Below are 17,812 nucleotides of genomic sequence, written 5' to 3' on the forward strand. Positions count from 1 at the left end.
AGGGCTTCAAGTTCCTGTTCCTTAAGGGTCGGTGCCCCTTCTTCGCGCTCCGACACGCTGACCAGCCAGCGATGACCTGTCAGGCCATTGAGCGTCTTGATCAGTTTGGTCGAAAGGTCCGACCCGGCCCCGCGTGCAGGGCGAAATTCGATGCGACCCGGTTCATACTTTACCAGATGCATATAGTTTTTGACCTGCATGGCAAGACCGGTGGTTTCGCGGTCCTTGCCCAGCAGTTCGGCAACTTCTTCGAACGTTTCGGGCATCTTGGCATAAACAGGTTGTTCGACCTGTTCGGGTTCGCCAAGCGGGTCCGGGCGGCGCTGTGCGACGGCGGATGCACCGCCGCCATTAACCACCTGCATGCGCGGGCCGGGGCCACCGCCGCCATTGCCGCCGCCTTGAGGCGCGCCGCCGCCATTGCCGGCATTGTTCATGTCCTGACGGAGCTTCTTGATCAGATCGCCCGGTGGCGGCATTTCCGCAGCATAGGCCAGACGGATCAGGATCATTTCAGCGGCCTGAATGGGGGACGGCGCAATGCGCGTTTCCTCAAGGCCCTTAAGCAGCATCTGCCAGGCGCGGGTCAATTGCGGCATGGCAAGCTTGGCTGCGATTTCCTTGCCGCGTTCGCGCTCGATCTGCGACACGCCGGGATCATTGGCAGCATCGGGTGAGAGCTTCACACGGGTCAGCCAATGGGTCAGATCAAGCATATCCTGCAGCATGACGGGCGGGTCACCGCCAAGAGCATATTGTGCGCCCAAAAGTTCAAGGGCCTCGTTGATTTCGCCCTTCATGGTGAAATCAAACAGATCGAAAATCCGTGAGCGGTCCGAAAGGCCGAGCATGTCACGCACTTGCTGGGTCGTGACCTTGCCAGCACCATGCGAGATCGCCTGATCAAGCAGGCTCATGCCATCACGGACCGATCCATCAGCGGCACGCGCGATCAGGGTAACGGCTTCTTCTTCGATCTCGGCATTTTCGAGCCCAGCGATCCGGGTATAGTGGGCGGCCAGTTCGTCGGTTTGCACGCGACGCAGGTCAAAGCGCTGACAACGCGACAGGACCGTGATCGGAATTTTGCGGATTTCGGTGGTGGCAAAGATGAATTTCACATGCTCTGGCGGTTCTTCAAGCGTCTTGAGCAGCGCGTTGAACGCACTTTTCGAAAGCATGTGCACTTCATCGATGATGTAGATCTTGTAGCGTGCCGAGGTCGGGCGATAACGCACGCCTTCGATCAGTTCGCGAATGTCATCAACACCGGTGCGTGACGCCGCATCCATTTCCAGTACATCAACATGGCGATCTTCTGCGATTGCGCGGCAATGTTCACACACGCCGCACGGCTCGATCGTCGGGCCGCCATTGCCATCGACGCCAATGCAATTCAGCGCGCGCGCAATGATACGCGCAGTCGTGGTTTTACCAATCCCGCGCACCCCGGTCAGGATGAAGGCATGTGCCAACCGGCCGCTTTCAAGCGCGTTTGACAGCGTCTTGACCATCGGCCCATGGCCGATCAGTTCATCAAAGGATTTCGGGCGGTATTTGCGCGCAAGAACCTGATATTCGCTTTTGGCTTCGGGTTCTGGGGTGGCGACGGGTGCGGTTGTTTCCGCAACGTTAGCTGACTTGGCTGACGGTGTCTCACCTTCTGGCGCAGTTTCGCTCGCGGTCTCGATCTGATCGCTCATTCATCCGGTCCGGATTGTTTTAATTCTCATTGGTTTTAGCAGCTTCGCGACCGTATGGGAAAGGCCAAGTGGGAAATTTCCCATACAAAAAACCATCTGCCCGCGAATGTCAGGGGCATGGCAAATATCAGCGATTTCAATGGGAGAAATGAAAGGGTGAGAGACTGAACAGCGACCCGGAAAAACTCGTTACGGCTGCTACCTTCCGGTCCTGACCGGGTTGGCGAGCGGTCCGTCCACTGCCAGCCTCTCGCCCCCTATATCGCGCAAAGATCGCTAGAACGCAAGCGTTGGCTGGGATTTTTTCTGTGATCAAGCAATCGTGGCTTTTGGCTGGCCTGTGCGCGCGTTAATGTCGTCTTCCGTCACCACAGGAAATATCGGCGATCCCATGGGTTTGGCCGATATTTGCCAAAAAGAATTTTGGGAAAACCACTGCCATGAACAGGCTATTTTATGAATCCGTTGATCTTGATCGCGACGCTGGCTTGCGCAAGCGCGAAGACTGGCAACAGGTTCTATTGGCCGAGGAGTCGCTGCGCATCCTGATCTGTCATGCGGGCGATCCGCTATTTGCATGGCCAGAGGACATGGATGCCCATGAACTTGTGGTGCTGGGTGCCCCGGCCGTTCCGCATCTGGATGTTGATCTGCATGGTGGGCAGTGGATTTATCTTGGCCGCGATGAAGGTGGACCGGTGATTGCGGTCGATGTCGCGCCGGTGGTTTCCGATCGTGACGATGCCGTGCGCAGACTGGGCGGCGGGTTTGGCGACATGCGTACCCGCATGGCCAATCTTTCGGTCGATGAGGCGGCCCTTGCCGCGCAGGCGCGCGCAATTTTCCATTGGCATCAGGGGCATCAGTTCTGTGGGGCCTGCGGCCATCCCAATATGGTGGCGGAGGCAGGATATCGCCTGCAATGCAGTAACCCCGATTGTGGCAAATCGCATTTCCCGCGTACGGATCCGGCCGTCATCATGTTGATCCATCATCAGGATCACGTTCTGTTGGCGCGTTCGCCGCAATTCCTGCCGGGGATGGTGTCGGTTCTGGCGGGCTTTGTCGAGCCGGGTGAAACCCTTGAACAGGCGGTTGCGCGTGAAGTCTATGAAGAAGTCGGGATCAAGATCAAACGGCCGCAATATGTCGCATCCCAGCCTTGGCCGTTTCCGGGGTCATTGATGCTGGGTTTCATTGCCGAGGCGGAAACCACCGAGCTTATGCCCGATAATGACGAGATCGAATTTGCCATGTGGGTGCATCGCGATGATGTACCGAGCCTGCCCGAAAAAGGCATTAATTTGCCGCGACCGATATCAATTGCCCGCTTCCTGCTGGAAAACTGGTGCGCGGGCCGCATATAGTTAAGCGTATAGTTTAGTAAAGTGTATAATAAAGGGCGCGTCCTACTCACCGTTCTGGTGAGGTCGTGTTTCTTTAGTGCGCTGTGCGGTCGAATGTCGGGAAAGTGCTTTGGCGAGAATACGTTTCATACGTGATGGGCTTTTAGCCGGCATTGTTCTTGGTGTGCTGACCGTCCTGTTTGCCATCAGCACCGCGCAGGGCCAGGAACGGGTCCCCGTCAAGGTCGGCGCCTATGAATATGGCGTGGTCTATTTCTTTGATGATGGCCGACCCAGCGGCATGGTTCCAAGTCTGATCAGGCTTTTGAACGACTCCCAGGATGAATATGCCTTTGAGCTTGTCGAAACCTCATCGCGCCGCCGATATCGGTCGGTGACCAATGGCGAGGTTGATCTTGTCTTGCTTGAAAGTTCGAAATGGGAATGGGAAGAGCTTGATGTTCTGTTCTCGGATCCGATTGTTCAGGAACAGGATCTTTATCTGACCCTTGCCGGGCGCGGTGATGCCGACATGCGGTTTTCCGATGTCACCAGCTATCCGATGTTATGTGTGCTGGGTTTCCATTACGGCTTTGCCGGTTTCAACGCCGATCCGGAATACATGCGCAGCAACTTTGACGTTTTGCTGCGCTATAACGAAAAGGAAGTCCTCGATGGACTGCTTGCCGGTGAAGCGCCGATCGGTGTCGTGTCGGCAGGTTTTCTGGCCCTTGAGTTCGGCACCAATCCGGACGTCCGCGACCGCGTAACCATCGCGTCACAACCAGATGCCACCTACGATCTGGTTTCTGTGCTGTCGGATAATTCCGCCATCTCGCTTGAGCGGTTCAACCAGCTGATTGCCGAGCTGCACGAGGACGGCGAAGTTGAACGCCTGTGGCAGCAGCTTCATCGGGGCGTTTCGCGCTAAGCCAGTAGTGGATTAGTCCATTGGCGGGATGCGGGCGATGACATTGCGGCGCAGGGTATCGGGGCGTTCACGCCAGGCAACAATTCCCTTGTCACTTTCGGCATATTTGGATGCCAGTTCGCAGAGATCCTCGATCATACTTTCGGGATCGACATTGCCGTAAACATATCCCCATTTGCCCGATCCATTCAGCGCCACGGAACAGCCCGACTTGCAATTGGTCAGACATTCAACCGGCTTGAGATCAAACGGCAGGTCACGCGTGGCACAAAGTTCCTGCATGCGATCAAAAAGCGTCTGCCCATGCCTGGGGTCGCTTGGCGCGTCGGCGTTTGAGGCTGTGCAGGTGGTGCAAATGTTCAGGCGTGGCTTGGTCGTCATGCGCTTGGGTCTATCCGGGATAAGTTGGCTTTGTAACGATGCGGGGTGCGCATCCAATCAGCTTGCAGCCGGTTTGGTCAAGTCATCATCAAATTGATGGGCGACATATTTCTGAATGGCACTGGCAAGCTGGCGATTGACCAGCGGATGCGCATCATCGGCGAGCATCACCGCAACACCGACCGCAGGCAGTGGCGGGAAGCCATCACGGGCATCCAGGATTTTAAACTCATCCGTTACGCTGGCCGCGGCAAGGGCGGCAACCCCCAATCCATCCCGCACCAGATGAAGCATCGAGGCGGCCTGGCGCGAGGTGGCATAAAGATTGAACGCGCGATTGGATTTCGAAAAGGCATCAATTGCCCATGCATGGAATTTGCAATCCTCGGCCGGAAGCACAAGCGGCAGGGGATCGAGATGGTGCTGATTATGGATTGGTGATGTCACCCAGACACCCGGTTCGTGGCGCAGAAAATAACCCTCTTCGCCCTTTTCCGACCGGCTGATGATCGACAGATCCAGTTCGCCCTGATCAAGCATCCGGCGCAAAAGGATGGTCGGGTTGACCGAGACAAAAAAGCGCGCGCTTGGATGCACGGCACTGATGGCGCGCAGAACAATTGGCAAAATCTTTTGCGCGTAATCATCCGGGCAGCCGATGCGGATCGGGCGGGTGGCTTCCTGGGAGCGCAACTGTCCCATTGCCTCGTCCGTCAGGCTCAGAATCCGTCGGGCATAGCCGACAAAGGTGATGCCTTCGTGGGTCAGTTGGACATTGCGGCCATCACGTTCAAACAGCTTGTTATCAACCAGTTCTTCAAGGCGTTTCATCTGCATGGAGAAAGCCGATGGCGTGCGGCCAATGCGGTCGGCTGCACGGTTGAAGCTGCCGCATTCGGCAAAGGCGACGAAGCTTCTGAGCAGGTCGGAATCCATGGCTTCTCCTTTGATCAGAAAATTTGATCAAGAAAGTTGAACAATAAGGTCAAAACTATTCGATTGTCGGATGGCGATCCAGCGGCAAATATCAAACCCGGCCGGCCAATGCAGTTAACGAGTGTTCTCAACGCATGTGCCACAAGGATTATCACAATGATTTTGAATGACTATTTGATGTCGGGGAACGGCTATAAAGTCCGTTTGATGCTTTCGATGTTGGGTCAAAAGTTCGAATATATCGAACGTGACATCATGAAGGGCGAAACCCGCACGCCGGAATACCTTGAAAGGGTCAACCCGAACGGCAAAATCCCGGCACTTGTCCTTGATGACGGCAGGAGCTTGGCTGAAAGCAACGCCATCCTGATCTATCTGGCCGAAGGCACCAATTTCATCCCCGAGGATGCCTATGAGCGGGCCGATATGATGAGCTGGTTGTTCTTTGAACAGTATGACCATGAACCGAACGTTGCCGTTCTGATTTCCTGGTATGAGATCAAAGGCCTGCCCGAACATGCCGATATTCTGGAGCCGATGAAGCAGGCAGGTGCCAAGCGTGCGCTTGATCTGATGGAAAAGCGTCTTTCAGGTCATAACTGGCTGGTGGGTGAGTCACTGACCATTGCCGATATCTCGCTTTATGCCTACACGCACCGGGCCGAACTTGGCAAAATCAGCCTTCAGCCTTATCCGGGCATTCGTGCGTGGCTTGATCGGTTCTCTGTTGTGCCGGGCTACGTTCCGATCACCTGGACGCCGTAAAACTAAAAAAAGCAGCCACCACAAACAGGGATTTCGCCCAAGGTCGGGGGAAGTCGGGGAAGGGTTTCCCCGCCTGTGGTGGCTGAGTACCCTGACATGACTAAGGGGAATGTCAGGGTGGCGGTACGTGGCTTAGGCCGTTTTCAGAAGCTTTTCGGGCAAAAGCGGATCGGTCTGGGCGGCTGAACTGCGCGCCTTGAAGCGCGCAAAGGCGCTTTCGATATGGGGGGCGTCAGCCAGCATTCCCGCCCCGCCGGGCATTGCACCCAAATAATGGATCATCGGCATGATCATCATGTCGGGGATGGTGAAACGGTCGCCAAAAAGCCAGCCATCGGCATAGGCCGTGTTCAAGACCTGCAGGTCATAGCGGATGTGATCGGCCATCTTGTTCATGTGGATGGCAAAGCCCGGATCATGACGTGTGGCGTCTTCGGCAAAGACCATCGGAATGACGAAATTACGGATGATGTCCTGATCGAGCCTAGTCATCGCAAGGCTGATCCACTGGTTCATGCGCGCAACCTTTTGAGCACTTACCGGGCGCAGGAGTGGTCCCGGGAAGTTATCATCGATATAGCGGCAGATGGCAGCAGTTTCATACAGAACAAAGGGTCCATGGGTCAGGACCGGCACCTTGCCGAACGGATTGTTGTGCAAAAGCTCATGCGTTGGCGGATGGCCGGGTGGTTGGACATTCCGGCTGCTGAAGTCAAAGGCGATTTCCTTTTCAAGGCAGGCGATACGCACCGTGCGGGTCAGGCTGCTGCGTGGCATTCCGATGATTGTGACATCCGACATGGCAAGGCCCCTTTGTTACGACGTGAGTTTGTTGTGACGACGTGTACTTGCAGACAGGATTGCGGCATCCATAATATGTTCAAGAACATATTATCAGGATGTGTCATGTTGGCTTGGTTGCCCAACCCGACGCTTGAAGACGTGATGGAGTTCGAAATGCCCTATGCACCGACGCACAAAGCCAAAACCCGTATTCGCATCGTGAATGCGGCGAGTGCGCTTTTTAAAAAATACGGCTTTGAAAATGTCACGATTGATCAGGTGATGTCGGCTGCCGGGCTGACGCGCGGCGGGTTTTACGCGCATTTCAAAAACAAGGAAGACCTGTTTGTTGCCTGTGTTGAAAACGGCATGTCGCTTTTGTCATCGCCGGTGCTGGCGAAACTGCGCAAGGCCGAGAAACAGGGCAAGGATTGGGTGACATCCTTTGCCGAGCTTTACCTGTCGAAGGTTCATATCGAAAACCCCGATCTTGGCTGTGCCTTGCCGACCTTATCTGCCGAAGTATCGCGTTCTGGCGATCAGGCCCGTGCCGCCTTTTCCAAGCTTATTGAGCAAGCATCAGATGGATTGGCCCGGAAACTTGCCAAGGAAGATGGGTATACAGGCATTGAAGGTGATGCCCGTGTAGCCAGTATTTCGAAGACGTACGTGGCAGAAGCCACATCAATGTTGGCAATGATGGTTGGGGCCGTTGTCCTGAGCCGGGCAGTCGACGAAGAAACGGCCGGAAATATTTTGACTGCTACGCGAGAGAGCGTTCCGCTTTTCCGTGGAATGCGATCCGAAGCGGCATCCGCTTCTTAAGTTCATGTGCCGGATGGCTATTTCATTGAAAGTGGTGTGATCTGTTTTTGACGCTCCGCCATCATCTTGCGCTCGGCAAGTGCACCGGCTTCGTCAGTCAAGAAGGTAAACATGGCAAACCGCTGCCCTTTTGTAACGGGCAGAGCCTCATGCAAAAGCGAACATGAAAAGACTACAGCTCCGCCAGGAGGAGGTGCGTAAACAGCGCGGCCATACTCGGGAAAGCGAACTTGGCCCCCTTCATAATCGATGGGATTTAGATTGAGAGATACCGCAAACCTGCGATGGGCAGTGAAGGCCGTACGGTTGTCCCGGTGACGACCAAAATGCCCCTGATTGGCTGAGTCGTAACAGCCAATACGCAGAGCTTCCATGCTTGCGGTTTTGAAGTGGAAGACCTTCATAAGCTCCGGCAACAAGCGGGTGAGAAGCCGCTCTTTGACGCGGTTAAAGAGTGTTTCATCGAGCAGAACAACGTCATTTCGCTTCTTGATGTTTGCCTTGGCAATGTTACTGCCAACATCGCCTTGTGATACGCCATCGGCCTTCTTTTCGCCAGCTTCCCAGTAATTGAGTAAAATCAGCGCAAAGTTCTGGCTCAAGGACATCCTTCATCACAAGAACCGGTGCCTGATAGGACGCTGGTGTCGGCGAGGTTTGTGTCGCAATTGCGTTGCAAGTCGCAACAAGGCTGTCGATGTCTTGCATCGACCCAATCGTGCTCAGGCGGTGGTTGGGGTCAATCAGAATGACATTACTACCGTTGCACCCGAACATTTTGCGGAGATTGTTTTCAGCATCATATAGTTCGGTTGCTTTCGTGCTTGTCTTGCCAGACTTCTTTGGGGACTTCTTTCCTCCGATGATCGTAAAATGGAGCAATTCTGCATCCACAGTGGCATCGCGAAGCTCATCAATGCGTTGCCAATCTGCTTTGCCCGGTTTTTCATCAAACAACCACAGTGCCAAGGTGTTTCCGGCAATGAGTTGAGAAGTCAGATCAACACCTTCGCCAGCAGTGTTGGGCAGAACGATCTTTGGGACAAAATCGCCCAAATCGAGGGTTCTGATGTTTGGAGCCTTTTGCGATGAACCGGTCATGTCCGAAAATCCTGAAAATCAGAAAAGGGAAGCGGGTCGTTTTAGATCACGATGTTGCAAAGTAACCGGACAAAATTTCGCTGTAAATTCTGGTGAGGTTTTCGATGTCATCGACCATGGCGTGTTCGTCGACCTTGTGCATGCTTTGCCCGACCAGGCCGAACTCGGCGACCTCTGTGTATTTCTGAATGAAGCGTGCGTCTGACGTGCCGCCGGTCGTGCTCATTTCCGGGCGTTTACCGGTGACTTTTTCCGAGGCATCGGCAATCAGATTGGCGAGCTTGCCCGGATTGGACAGAAATGCTTCGCCGGAAATCTTGACCTTGAGATCATGCGCACCGGCATGCTCGGCACAGACATCCTCAATCCATTTTTTAAGATCCGCACCCGTGTGCTGATCATTAAAGCGGATGTTAAAGGCCGCACTGACCTTGGCCGGAACGACGTTTGTTGCGGCATTTCCGGCATCAACCGTGGTGATTTCAAGGTTGCTCGGCTGGAAATGCTCGGTCCCCTGATCAAGCTCGCGCGAATTCAGAACATCAAGCGTCTTGATCATGCGCGGGACCGGATTGTCGGCCAGATGCGGATAGGCGACGTGACCCTGTGCGCCATAAACCGTCAGCCAGCCGGTAATGGAACCGCGACGTCCGACCTTCATCATCTCGCCAAGGTATTTCGGGTTGGTTGGCTCGCCGACCAGACAGGCATCGAATTTTTCGCCCTGCTGATCACACCAGTCGACAAGTTTGACGGTGCCGTTAATCGCATCGGCTTCTTCGTCACCGGTGATCAGGAACGAGATCGACTCATCGAAATCCGGATGGGCGGCAAGAAATGCATCAACCCCGCCGACAAAGCAGGCAATGCCGGTTTTCATATCCACTGCACCGCGGCCAAACAGGCGACCATCAATGACCTCGCCTCCGAATGGATCGACGGTCCACGCGGCAACGTCGCCGGCAGGTACAACGTCGGTATGGCCGGCAAAGCAGAAATTGCGACCCTTGGTGCCAAGACGGGCATACAGATTGTCGATGGCGTCACTGCCATCACCTTCAAAGACCTTGCGCGTACAGTCAAAGCCGCGGGCCTCAAGCGCATTTTGCAACACATCAAGCGCGCCTTCATCAGCCGGGGTGACCGACGGGCAGCGGATCAGGGATTGTGCAAGTTCAAGCGCGGTCGACATTGGCGGTCTCGTATTTGTAAGCGGTCGGAAAATGCGGAAAAGGGCAAAACGGACTGGCCGTTTTGCCCCTTATAAATCATTGCGAAGTGCGGTGACAGAAATCAGTCACGCAGCAGTTCGTTGATCGAGGTTTTCGAGCGGGTCTTTTCATCAACGCGTTTGATGATGACCGCGCAATACAGGCTCGGGCCAGGCGTTCCATCCGGAAGCGGCTTGCCCGGAATGCTGCCCGGTACGACGACCGAGTATGCTGGAACGCGACCAACAAAGGTCTCGCCGGTGGTGCGGTCGATGATTTTGGTCGATGCGCCGATGAAGACACCCATGGAAATCACGGCACCTTCTTCGACAATCACACCTTCGACGATTTCCGAACGGGCACCGATGAAGGCATTGTCTTCGATGATGACCGGGCCGGCCTGAAGCGGCTCAAGCACGCCACCGATACCCGCACCACCCGAAAGGTGAACGTTTTTGCCGATCTGTGCGCAGGATCCAACCGTGGCCCAGGTATCGACCATCACGCCGGTATCAACATAAGCGCCAAGGTTAACAAAGGACGGCATCAAAACGGTGCCCGGTGCGACATAGGCCGAACGGCGCACGATGCTGCCCGGAACGGCGCGGAAGCCAGCAGTTTTGAACTCGGCTTCGCCCCAACCTTCGAACTTGGACGGAACCTTGTCCCACCAGTTGGTGTTTTCGCCCGGACCGCCTGCAATGGTGGTCATGTCATTGAGACGGAAAGACAGCAGAACCGCCTTTTTGGCCCACTGATTGACAACCCATTTGCCGTCGGTTTTTTCGGCAACACGCAGTTCGCCGGAATCCATGGCGCCAAGCGTCTGTTCAACAGCCTTGCGGATTTCACCCTGGGTGGAGGAGTTGATTTCGTCGCGGTTTTCCCAGGCGACGTTGATCACGCCTTCAAGCTCGGTTCTGTTCATTTTTCGAAGGTCCTTGCGGTCAGCCAAAATTGCGTCGGCGGAGAATGGTCAAACCCGACCTTGAAGTCAACTCCGCCAGTTTACGTAGAAACGCCTGTTTCAGGCAGATTTCCGTTCCCGATCCTTGTCCTGCCCACCTATCCCGTCCCATGGGCGTGATAGAAATAGCCGATCACGGGGCCAAGCTCAATCCTGGAACGATGACAAAATGGCTGTTTGCAGGCATTCCAGCTTACGCGCCGCTCGAAAGTCCGCGCAGGAAACCGACCAGATCATCGGTTTCATGATCAATACGCGGATCATCACGGCCATCCTGCGCCCAGTCGACATCGGTATGAACCCAGACGGTGGTCATGCCCATGTCCTTGGCCGGCAGCAGGTTTTTGGCCATGTCTTCGAAATAGACCGCACGGGTCGGATCGATGCCATCGCGTGCCAGCAGCAGGTCATATGGTTCCTGCTTGGGCTTGGGGATGTAGTCGGCATCGACAATGTCAAAGATGGTTTCGAAGTGATTGGCAATGCCGAGGCGATCCATCACCCGTTCAGCATGGCCGCGCGAAGCATTGGTAAAGATCAGCTTGCGGCACGGCAGATCATCAAGTGCGCGGGCAAGATCCGGCGCCGGATCGACCACGGAAAGATCAATATCATGGACCTTGGCGAGGTAATCGGCCGGATCGACTTCATGTTCGGTCATCAGGCCGCGCAAGGTAGTGCCATAGCGATGGAAATAGTCCTTTTGCACCCGATAGGCTTCACCGGCCTCAAGCTTTAGCGCGTCGCGAACATATTGCCCGATCAGATCGGAAACCTGTGAAAAAAGATTGCAGGCCGCCGGATAAAGCGTGTTGTCGAGATCAAAGATCAGCACGCTGTCATTATCAACGCGGGGCAGTGCTGCTGAATGTTTCGGAGCGGTGGTCATGATCAAGGGCCTTCCGGAATATGCATGGGTGGACGGACGCGCCAGCGCGCCGACAGTTGTAAGCGATCCTTACGTTCTTGCAAACCATCAGGATCAATCAGGGGTGAACCCGTGGTCATTTGATTTTTGTGGCCGAGACCCGATTGCGGCCAAAACCGGCCCGGGGGTTTAAAAATCCCAACAAGACCAAACATATATGAGGGCTTTTGCACCAGGAGACTGCAAAAGGGTGCCTGATGCTGGACTTGGACGTCAGGTAGGGGTGGTCTTATCCGTCCGCATAGGAAATATGTGGTCTGTAAAACCATTGTTAAGCAGAAACGGTGAAAATGACCAAAAGCCATTAAGGCAATCAGGGTGGTTTCCATGTTCGGGGGAAGGGGAAATCGCTTTTAGATCCGGGCAGCGTGAGAGGGTGCATTGGATAAAATTATCAAAGCTCGAACAACCGAACTGCGGAACGAGCGAAACCGTTTTGCGGCATTGGCGTTTGTTTGGGGGGATCTTCTTCTTGAGCTGGACGGGGATCTGCGCATTGTTTTTGCGTCTGGCGCATCAGACGGGATTTTGGGCCATCGTCCGCAAAACCTTGCGGGGACATCATTCACCCAGTTCCTGGCAAAGCAATATCGCCCGCTTGTGACCGAGATGCTGCAGGTCGCACGCAGGCGCGGGCGGATGGACAATATTCAGGTCCGCTTTAACCAGCAGGGCGACATGTTAAGCCCGCCGGTTTCCATGAGCGGCTATTTCCTGCCTGATCTTGGTGATCATTTCTTTGTCGCTCTTCGGGTGGCGATCAATGCCCTGTCGCCCGACGTTGTCGCGACCCTTCAGCGCGATAATGCGACGGGACTTTTGGATGAAGAGAGCCTGTCAAAGGTCGTGACTGAACGCCTTGTCGCCCAGCGCGAAACCGGGACCGAGCATAAATTCACCCTGATGACGCTTAATGCCTTTGATCCGCTTTGCGAGCGGATGAAACAGGTCGAGCGTGCGGAACTGATGGCCAGTGTCGGAGCGTTTTTGCGTGCGCATTCGGTCGCGGGTGATACCGCCGGGCGATTGGGCAAAGAGCAGTTTGGGATGTTGCATCGCCCGGATGTTCCGATTGGCGAACTTGAAAAACGTATTTCCGAATGTGTGCGCGATGCCGATCCGGCAGGGGTCGGCATCGAAGTCAACTCCACCGTGACCGATTTTACCGCCGAACTTATTCCGCCGGGTGATCTTACGCGCGGGGTTTTGTATTCCATCCGGCGGTTCTGTGATCGTCAGGAACACAGCTTTACGTTTTCGCGCCTGATGGGGCAGGCAGATAACCTGGTCAATAATACCTTTTCGGCGATGCAGGACTTCGGCACGCGGATCGATCAGCTGAAGTTTGATACGGTCTATCAGCCGATCGTGCGCCTGCCGACAGCTGAAATCCACCATTTCGAGGTGCTTGTCCGGTTCTATGACGATGACGGCAAACTGATCCCGACGCAGGAACTGGTTAACTTCGCCGAGCAGGTAAATATGGTCCACCGACTTGATCTGGCGATGCTGCGCAGAAACCTTAAATGGATCCGATCGCAGCTTGATCAGGGAATTACGGCGCGGGTCGCGGTGAATGTTTCCGGCCATTCCTTGGAAAACCCGGATTTCTGCCGGTCCGTGATCGCGCTTTTTGAGCGCAACCGTGATGCGCTCGGACAGTTGATGATCGAGGTCACCGAAACAGCCGAAATCAAGGATATCGATACCGCCGCCAAGTGGATCACCCGGTTCCGTGAATTCGGCGTCGAGATCTGCCTTGATGATTTTGGAACCGGTGCGTCGAACTTCCGCTATCTGAGTGCGATGGACATCGATTATGTGAAGATCGACGGGGAATCGATCCGGCAATCGACCAAGACGGCCAAGGGGTTGGCTTTCCTGCGGTCGCTGGTCGATCTGTGTCACGACATCGATGTAGAGGTCGTGGCCGAAATGATCGAAACCGACAAGATGCGCGAACTGGTCACAAAGGCCGGATTTGACTATGCACAAGGGTATCTGTTCGGGAAACCTGAAACCGATATCACGCTGTATTGGCGTGATGCCGTCGCAAGGCGCTAGGGTCAAAGTGGCGTAGGCGATTTAGGCGCGGGGTCAGTCCTGCAACGGGATGCTTTCATCGCCCGATACGCCGTATCTTGCGAGAATCCGGTCATAAAGGCCGCTTTCGCGAATGGCGACAAGGCCGGCATTAAGTTCGCGCATCAGGGCCTTCGGGTTCTTGGCCTTGCGCGAGATGCAGGAAAAATAGGGATTGTTGGAAATCACCTTGGATCGGATCAGCTCGCGACCGCCAATCTTGCGGTCCGTCTTGTGTAGCTGAAAATCCATCGGCGCCTTATAGGACAGCGCAACATCGAGCCGGCGTGACAGCAGCATATCAAGAAGGGTTGCTTCGCTGTTCACAACCAGGACATCCAGCCCGGCTTCGCGTGCGCTGGCCTCAAGGCTATAGCCATTAACGACGCCAATGGTCATGTTCTTGGCGTCTGCAATTTCTTCAAGTCCGCCAAGAGCGCCGTCGCCGATGGCATAAAACGCGACCCGGACGTGACCCAGCAGATAGGAATAATAAAGATCTTCCTCGCGTTCGGGCAGGTAGCTGCACGAACAAAGCCCGTCGACCTGCCCGGTGCGGGCAAGGAAATAGGCCCGCTGCCAAGGATAGAACGGCGTGATCAGGGTAATGTTGCGGGTGGCAAATGCCGCGCGCAGCACTTCGATGTCATAGCCCGGCATCGGTGCGTTGGCGGCAATCTTTGACGGCGGGAAGGGATTGCAGGCCAAGGTGACGGTCTGCTGGTTGCCAGCAGGTGGCAATAGAGAGTTTTGCGCAGATGCCAATTTGGCATTGGCAAGAAGGACCACAGCACAAATCATCAGGCCGATGAAGGTTGCTATTGCGCGCAGCTTTTGGCGCGCGTCAATCGCGGCGCGGTACAAAAGACAATACTGAGAACGTTCGGCCCAACTCATAGCGATTGTGTTCGAACCATTCCAAAAAAATCAACGAGATCAATATGCTATCACGTTTTACGCGGGATGTAAGAGTTGAATCGCGATCAGGTGCACGTCAATCAGTGCGCGAAAAACGAAAAGGCCGGTGTTTATCACCGGCCTTTTGCAAGATAACGTCCGAGATATACGGCGCTTATTCGGCGGCTTTTACTTCCGCGCTGTTGCGGATGGCCGCTTCGCGTACATCGTCGGTGACATGTTCTTCGAACTTCGCGAAGTTCTTTTCGAACAGGCCGGTCAGGTTCGCAGCAGCCTTGTCATAGGCAGCCTTGTCGTTCCAGCTTTCACGCGGGTTCAGAACTTCTGCCGGGATATCGCCGCAAGCGGTCGGATAGGCCAGGCCGAAGAACGGATCGGTTGCGAATTCGGCACTTTCCAGATCGCCATTCAGCGCCGCATTGAGCAGGCCACGGGTATAGGCAATCTTCATGCGCGAACCAACGCCATAGCCGCCACCGGACCAGCCGGTATTGACCAGCCAGCAATTGGCTTCGTGTTTTTCCATCATTTCGCCAAGCAGCTTGGCATAGACCGACGGATGACGCGGCATGAACGGCGCACCAAAGCAGGCAGAGAACGCAGCGGTCGGTTCCTTGACACCTTTTTCGGTGCCGGCAACCTTCGCGGTGTAACCCGACAGGAAGTGGTACATCGCCTGTGCCGAGGACAGTTTTGCGATCGGCGGCAGAACACCAAACGCATCACAGGTCAGCATGATGATGTTTTTCGGATGGTTGCCACGGCCGTCTTCCGATGCGTTCGGAATGAATTCGATCGGATAGGAAGAACGGGTATTTTCGGTGTGACGGGCATCGTCGAGGTCAAGCTCGCGCGACTGCTTGTTCATCACAACGTTTTCAAGAACGGTACCGAAACGCTCGGTGGTGGCAAAGATTTCCGGTTCGGCTTCTTTGGAAAGCTTGATCACCTTGGCGTAGCAGCCGCCTTCAAAGTTAAAGACGCCGTCTTCGCCCCAGCCATGTTCGTCATCACCGATAAGGGTGCGCGACGCATCAGCCGACAGGGTGGTTTTACCGGTGCCCGACAGGCCAAAGAAGATGGCGGTATCGCCGTCCTTGCCCATGTTGGCCGAGCAATGCATCGGCATAACGCCCTTGGCCGGCAGGATGTGGTTGAGAACCGAGAAGATCGATTTCTTCATTTCGCCGGCATACCAGGTGCCGCCGATGATGACCATTTTGCGTTCGAAGCTGACCATGACGAAGACTTCGGAGCGGGTGCCGTCGACTTCCGGGTCGGCCTGAAGGCCAGGTGCGTGCAGAATGGTGAATTCCGGCGCGAAATCGCGCAGTTCTTCTTTCTGCGGCTGGATGAACATGTTGCGTGCAAAAAGGTTATGCCATGCATTTTCGTTGATCACGCGAACCGGCAGGCGGAAACGCGGATCGGAACCGGCAAAGCAATCCTGAACGAACAGTTCGGTGCCCTGGAAATATGCGCGCACTTTCTGATACAGGCGCTCAAATACGTCCGGGCTGACCGGGCGGTTTACATCGCCCCAGTCAATATCTGCCTTGGTGCTTTCTTCTTCGACGATGAAGCGATCCAGCGGGGAACGGCCGGTATGTTCGCCGGTCAGGGCGACAAAGGCACCGCCTTTGGCGATTTTACCTTCGTTGCGACGGATCGCATGTTCATAAAGGCCTGCAGCGTCAAGGTTCCAGTGAACGGCGCCAAGGTTTTTGAGGCCATGAGTTTCAAGGCCTACACGGCTGACAACGGGTCCTGATTGCAGCACGAATCTCTCCTGGTGGGAATTAAAAGAGCTGGGGGTTAATGTCCTATTTTACACAACAAATTGTGGGTAATCCGTTGCGTTGAGACATATTGTTACAAAGGTGTCTTAAAAGCAACCGCCACTTTTGCCTAATACCTAGGAAAACGTAAGAGTTTTTGCGTTTGCGAAAATTACCTTTTCAGGGTCGCGGCTTTAATGTTCGGAATACAAATGGTCCTACTTATGCGCGCGAAATTTTGCACATTTCGACCAAAATATCGCGTGCGTCACCCGGAGTCATAATCGGTCGCGGGAAGTCGATTCTAAGCGGGGTGCTATCAGAGGCATCAGAGGTCAAAACCATCCCGTCGCAATCAATCGATTGCATCTGCCAACCCGCATCCGCATCGGCTGTGGTGTAGTGGCCAACAATGTCACGCAGGGCATCAAGATGATCGGCATTCATGTGCGAGACGATCCCGTCATGGCCATCCGTCAATGCCGTAACATCGGCGGGGATGAATTTATCGCCCGACAGGCGGCGCTGTTTGCCAAATCCACCCACCCAATAGATTGCCGTTACATTGATCCGGTAAAAGCCGAAATCGGCAAACCCGGCATACTGTGCGGCATCCGTATGGCCCTGCAGATAGCGCTGGCGAACCCGTTTCAGATCATCGGGGTTGGTCACGCGGTTGGCTTCGCCAAACACGGTCAGTCGGGCGGTATCGGTCTGAATGCCGGTATCAGGTGCTGGTGCTGTGATCAGGTCTGCCTCGCTCACCAGAAGGGAAACGCGGCTGTCTGCCGTGATGTGGCGGGTGTGATCGGCAAGTTCGGAAATCAGCAGGATGGGAGTGCCATCAATATCACAGGCCGGAACCACCATGGATGCGGTGGGCCATCCGTTACCAAGTTGCTTGTGATCATGGGCAATGGTCGCAAGCACACCGCGCGCAGCACGGCGCAACATCTGGCGCAGGGCGGATGAGGACGGAGCTGTTTCAGACATCGTTTGGGTCATCCCTTGTGTTTCTCAAGAGATATCGCCAACCGAACGACCATGCAACCACACGTCAGCCATGCATGTTTTTACGTGCAAAATTCATAATATAATTACCCTATAGGTTGAAAATTCCCGCGCAGACCGTACGTATAAAGGCAGGCGAAAAATCA

General features: G+C 54.9%; 17 protein-coding genes and 1 other RNA gene. 5 read left to right on the forward strand and 13 right to left on the reverse strand.

The features are described from left to right. Both CMO10_RS09770 and ffs read right to left on the reverse strand, forming a co-directional pair. A partial coding sequence (locus tag CMO10_RS09770; protein WP_297021312.1) for a DNA polymerase III subunit gamma/tau occupies positions 1 to 1,703 on the reverse strand: 1,703 nt, incomplete at its 3' end. Positions 1,704 to 1,859: 156 nt separating this feature from the next. Beyond that, positions 1,860 to 1,954: signal recognition particle sRNA small type (ffs, locus tag CMO10_RS09775), an RNA gene on the reverse strand. A 189-nt stretch (positions 1,955 to 2,143) separates the two neighbouring features. Between ffs and nudC the strand changes: the two genes are divergently transcribed. Beyond that, positions 2,144 to 3,070 (forward strand): NAD(+) diphosphatase, encoded by a 927-nt coding sequence (gene nudC, locus CMO10_RS09780; RefSeq protein ID WP_297021314.1) that lies wholly within the window; start codon positions 2,144 to 2,146, stop codon positions 3,068 to 3,070. 109 nt (positions 3,071 to 3,179) lie between these two features. Next, positions 3,180 to 3,980: a substrate-binding periplasmic protein gene (locus tag CMO10_RS09785; protein ID WP_297021316.1), complete on the forward strand. Its 801-nt coding sequence runs from the start codon at positions 3,180 to 3,182 to the stop codon at positions 3,978 to 3,980. A 12-nt stretch (positions 3,981 to 3,992) separates the two neighbouring features. Here CMO10_RS09785 and CMO10_RS09790 read toward each other — a convergent pair whose 3' ends face one another. Both CMO10_RS09790 and CMO10_RS09795 read right to left on the reverse strand, forming a co-directional pair. Further along, complete coding sequence (locus CMO10_RS09790; RefSeq protein WP_297021318.1) at positions 3,993 to 4,361, reverse strand: DUF1636 domain-containing protein; 369 nt, start codon at positions 4,359 to 4,361, stop codon at positions 3,993 to 3,995. A gap of 57 nt (positions 4,362 to 4,418) precedes the next feature. Then, complete coding sequence (locus CMO10_RS09795) at positions 4,419 to 5,297, reverse strand: LysR family transcriptional regulator (RefSeq protein WP_297021320.1); 879 nt, start codon at positions 5,295 to 5,297, stop codon at positions 4,419 to 4,421. A 156-nt stretch (positions 5,298 to 5,453) separates the two neighbouring features. On the opposite strand from CMO10_RS09795, the gene CMO10_RS09800 reads away from it, so the two are divergent. Next, on the forward strand, positions 5,454 to 6,062 hold the full coding sequence (locus CMO10_RS09800; RefSeq protein WP_297021323.1) for a glutathione S-transferase family protein: 609 nt from the start codon (positions 5,454 to 5,456) through the stop codon (positions 6,060 to 6,062). A gap of 132 nt (positions 6,063 to 6,194) precedes the next feature. On the opposite strand, the gene CMO10_RS09805 is transcribed toward CMO10_RS09800, so the two are convergent. Next, entirely contained in the window at positions 6,195 to 6,863 is a 669-nt protein-coding gene (locus tag CMO10_RS09805; protein ID WP_297021325.1) for a glutathione S-transferase family protein, read from the reverse strand. A gap of 105 nt (positions 6,864 to 6,968) precedes the next feature. On the opposite strand from CMO10_RS09805, the gene CMO10_RS09810 reads away from it, so the two are divergent. Further along, positions 6,969 to 7,670: a TetR/AcrR family transcriptional regulator gene (locus CMO10_RS09810; protein ID WP_297021326.1), complete on the forward strand. Its 702-nt coding sequence runs from the start codon at positions 6,969 to 6,971 to the stop codon at positions 7,668 to 7,670. Between the two features lie 17 nt (positions 7,671 to 7,687). Here CMO10_RS09810 and CMO10_RS09815 read toward each other — a convergent pair whose 3' ends face one another. The 5 genes from CMO10_RS09815 to CMO10_RS09835 form a co-directional block, all read right to left on the reverse strand. Next, complete coding sequence (locus CMO10_RS09815) at positions 7,688 to 8,272, reverse strand: 2OG-Fe(II) oxygenase (RefSeq protein WP_297021329.1); 585 nt, start codon at positions 8,270 to 8,272, stop codon at positions 7,688 to 7,690. After that, positions 8,181 to 8,771 (reverse strand): hypothetical protein, encoded by a 591-nt coding sequence (locus CMO10_RS09820; protein ID WP_297021331.1) that lies wholly within the window; start codon positions 8,769 to 8,771, stop codon positions 8,181 to 8,183. The genes CMO10_RS09815 and CMO10_RS09820 overlap by 92 nt, the downstream gene beginning before the upstream one ends. A gap of 46 nt (positions 8,772 to 8,817) precedes the next feature. Further along, positions 8,818 to 9,963, reverse strand: coding sequence for a succinyl-diaminopimelate desuccinylase (gene dapE / locus CMO10_RS09825; protein WP_297021334.1), 1,146 nt, complete (start codon positions 9,961 to 9,963; stop codon positions 8,818 to 8,820). 101 nt (positions 9,964 to 10,064) lie between these two features. After that, the gene (gene dapD, locus CMO10_RS09830) at positions 10,065 to 10,910 is read right to left on the reverse strand and encodes a 2,3,4,5-tetrahydropyridine-2,6-dicarboxylate N-succinyltransferase (RefSeq protein WP_044830207.1); all 846 of its coding nucleotides are present in this window, start codon (positions 10,908 to 10,910) and stop codon (positions 10,065 to 10,067) included. Positions 10,911 to 11,142: 232 nt separating this feature from the next. Next, positions 11,143 to 11,838: a pyrimidine 5'-nucleotidase gene (locus tag CMO10_RS09835; RefSeq protein WP_297021337.1), complete on the reverse strand. Its 696-nt coding sequence runs from the start codon at positions 11,836 to 11,838 to the stop codon at positions 11,143 to 11,145. Positions 11,839 to 12,258: 420 nt separating this feature from the next. Here CMO10_RS09835 and CMO10_RS09840 point away from each other — a divergent pair, with 420 nt between their 5' ends. Beyond that, positions 12,259 to 13,941 (forward strand): EAL domain-containing protein, encoded by a 1,683-nt coding sequence (locus CMO10_RS09840; RefSeq protein ID WP_297021340.1) that lies wholly within the window; start codon positions 12,259 to 12,261, stop codon positions 13,939 to 13,941. Between the two features lie 33 nt (positions 13,942 to 13,974). Here CMO10_RS09840 and CMO10_RS09845 read toward each other — a convergent pair whose 3' ends face one another. The 3 genes from CMO10_RS09845 to CMO10_RS09855 all read right to left on the reverse strand — a co-directional run bounded on the left by CMO10_RS09845 (position 13,975) and on the right by CMO10_RS09855 (position 17,648). Further along, positions 13,975 to 14,856, reverse strand: coding sequence for a substrate-binding periplasmic protein (locus CMO10_RS09845; RefSeq protein ID WP_297021343.1), 882 nt, complete (start codon positions 14,854 to 14,856; stop codon positions 13,975 to 13,977). Positions 14,857 to 15,031: 175 nt separating this feature from the next. Then, the gene (locus CMO10_RS09850) at positions 15,032 to 16,657 is read right to left on the reverse strand and encodes a phosphoenolpyruvate carboxykinase (protein WP_297021345.1); all 1,626 of its coding nucleotides are present in this window, start codon (positions 16,655 to 16,657) and stop codon (positions 15,032 to 15,034) included. A gap of 220 nt (positions 16,658 to 16,877) precedes the next feature. After that, positions 16,878 to 17,648 carry a HugZ family pyridoxamine 5'-phosphate oxidase gene (locus tag CMO10_RS09855; RefSeq protein WP_297021346.1) on the reverse strand — a complete coding sequence of 257 codons (771 nt, stop codon included), beginning with the start codon at positions 17,646 to 17,648 and terminating at the stop codon, positions 16,878 to 16,880. Between the last annotated feature and the right edge of the window lie 164 nt (positions 17,649 to 17,812).

Origin of the sequence: Thalassospira sp. (assembly GCF_002709775.1) — a bacterium.
Classification (GTDB): Bacteria; Pseudomonadota; Alphaproteobacteria; order Rhodospirillales; family Thalassospiraceae; genus Thalassospira.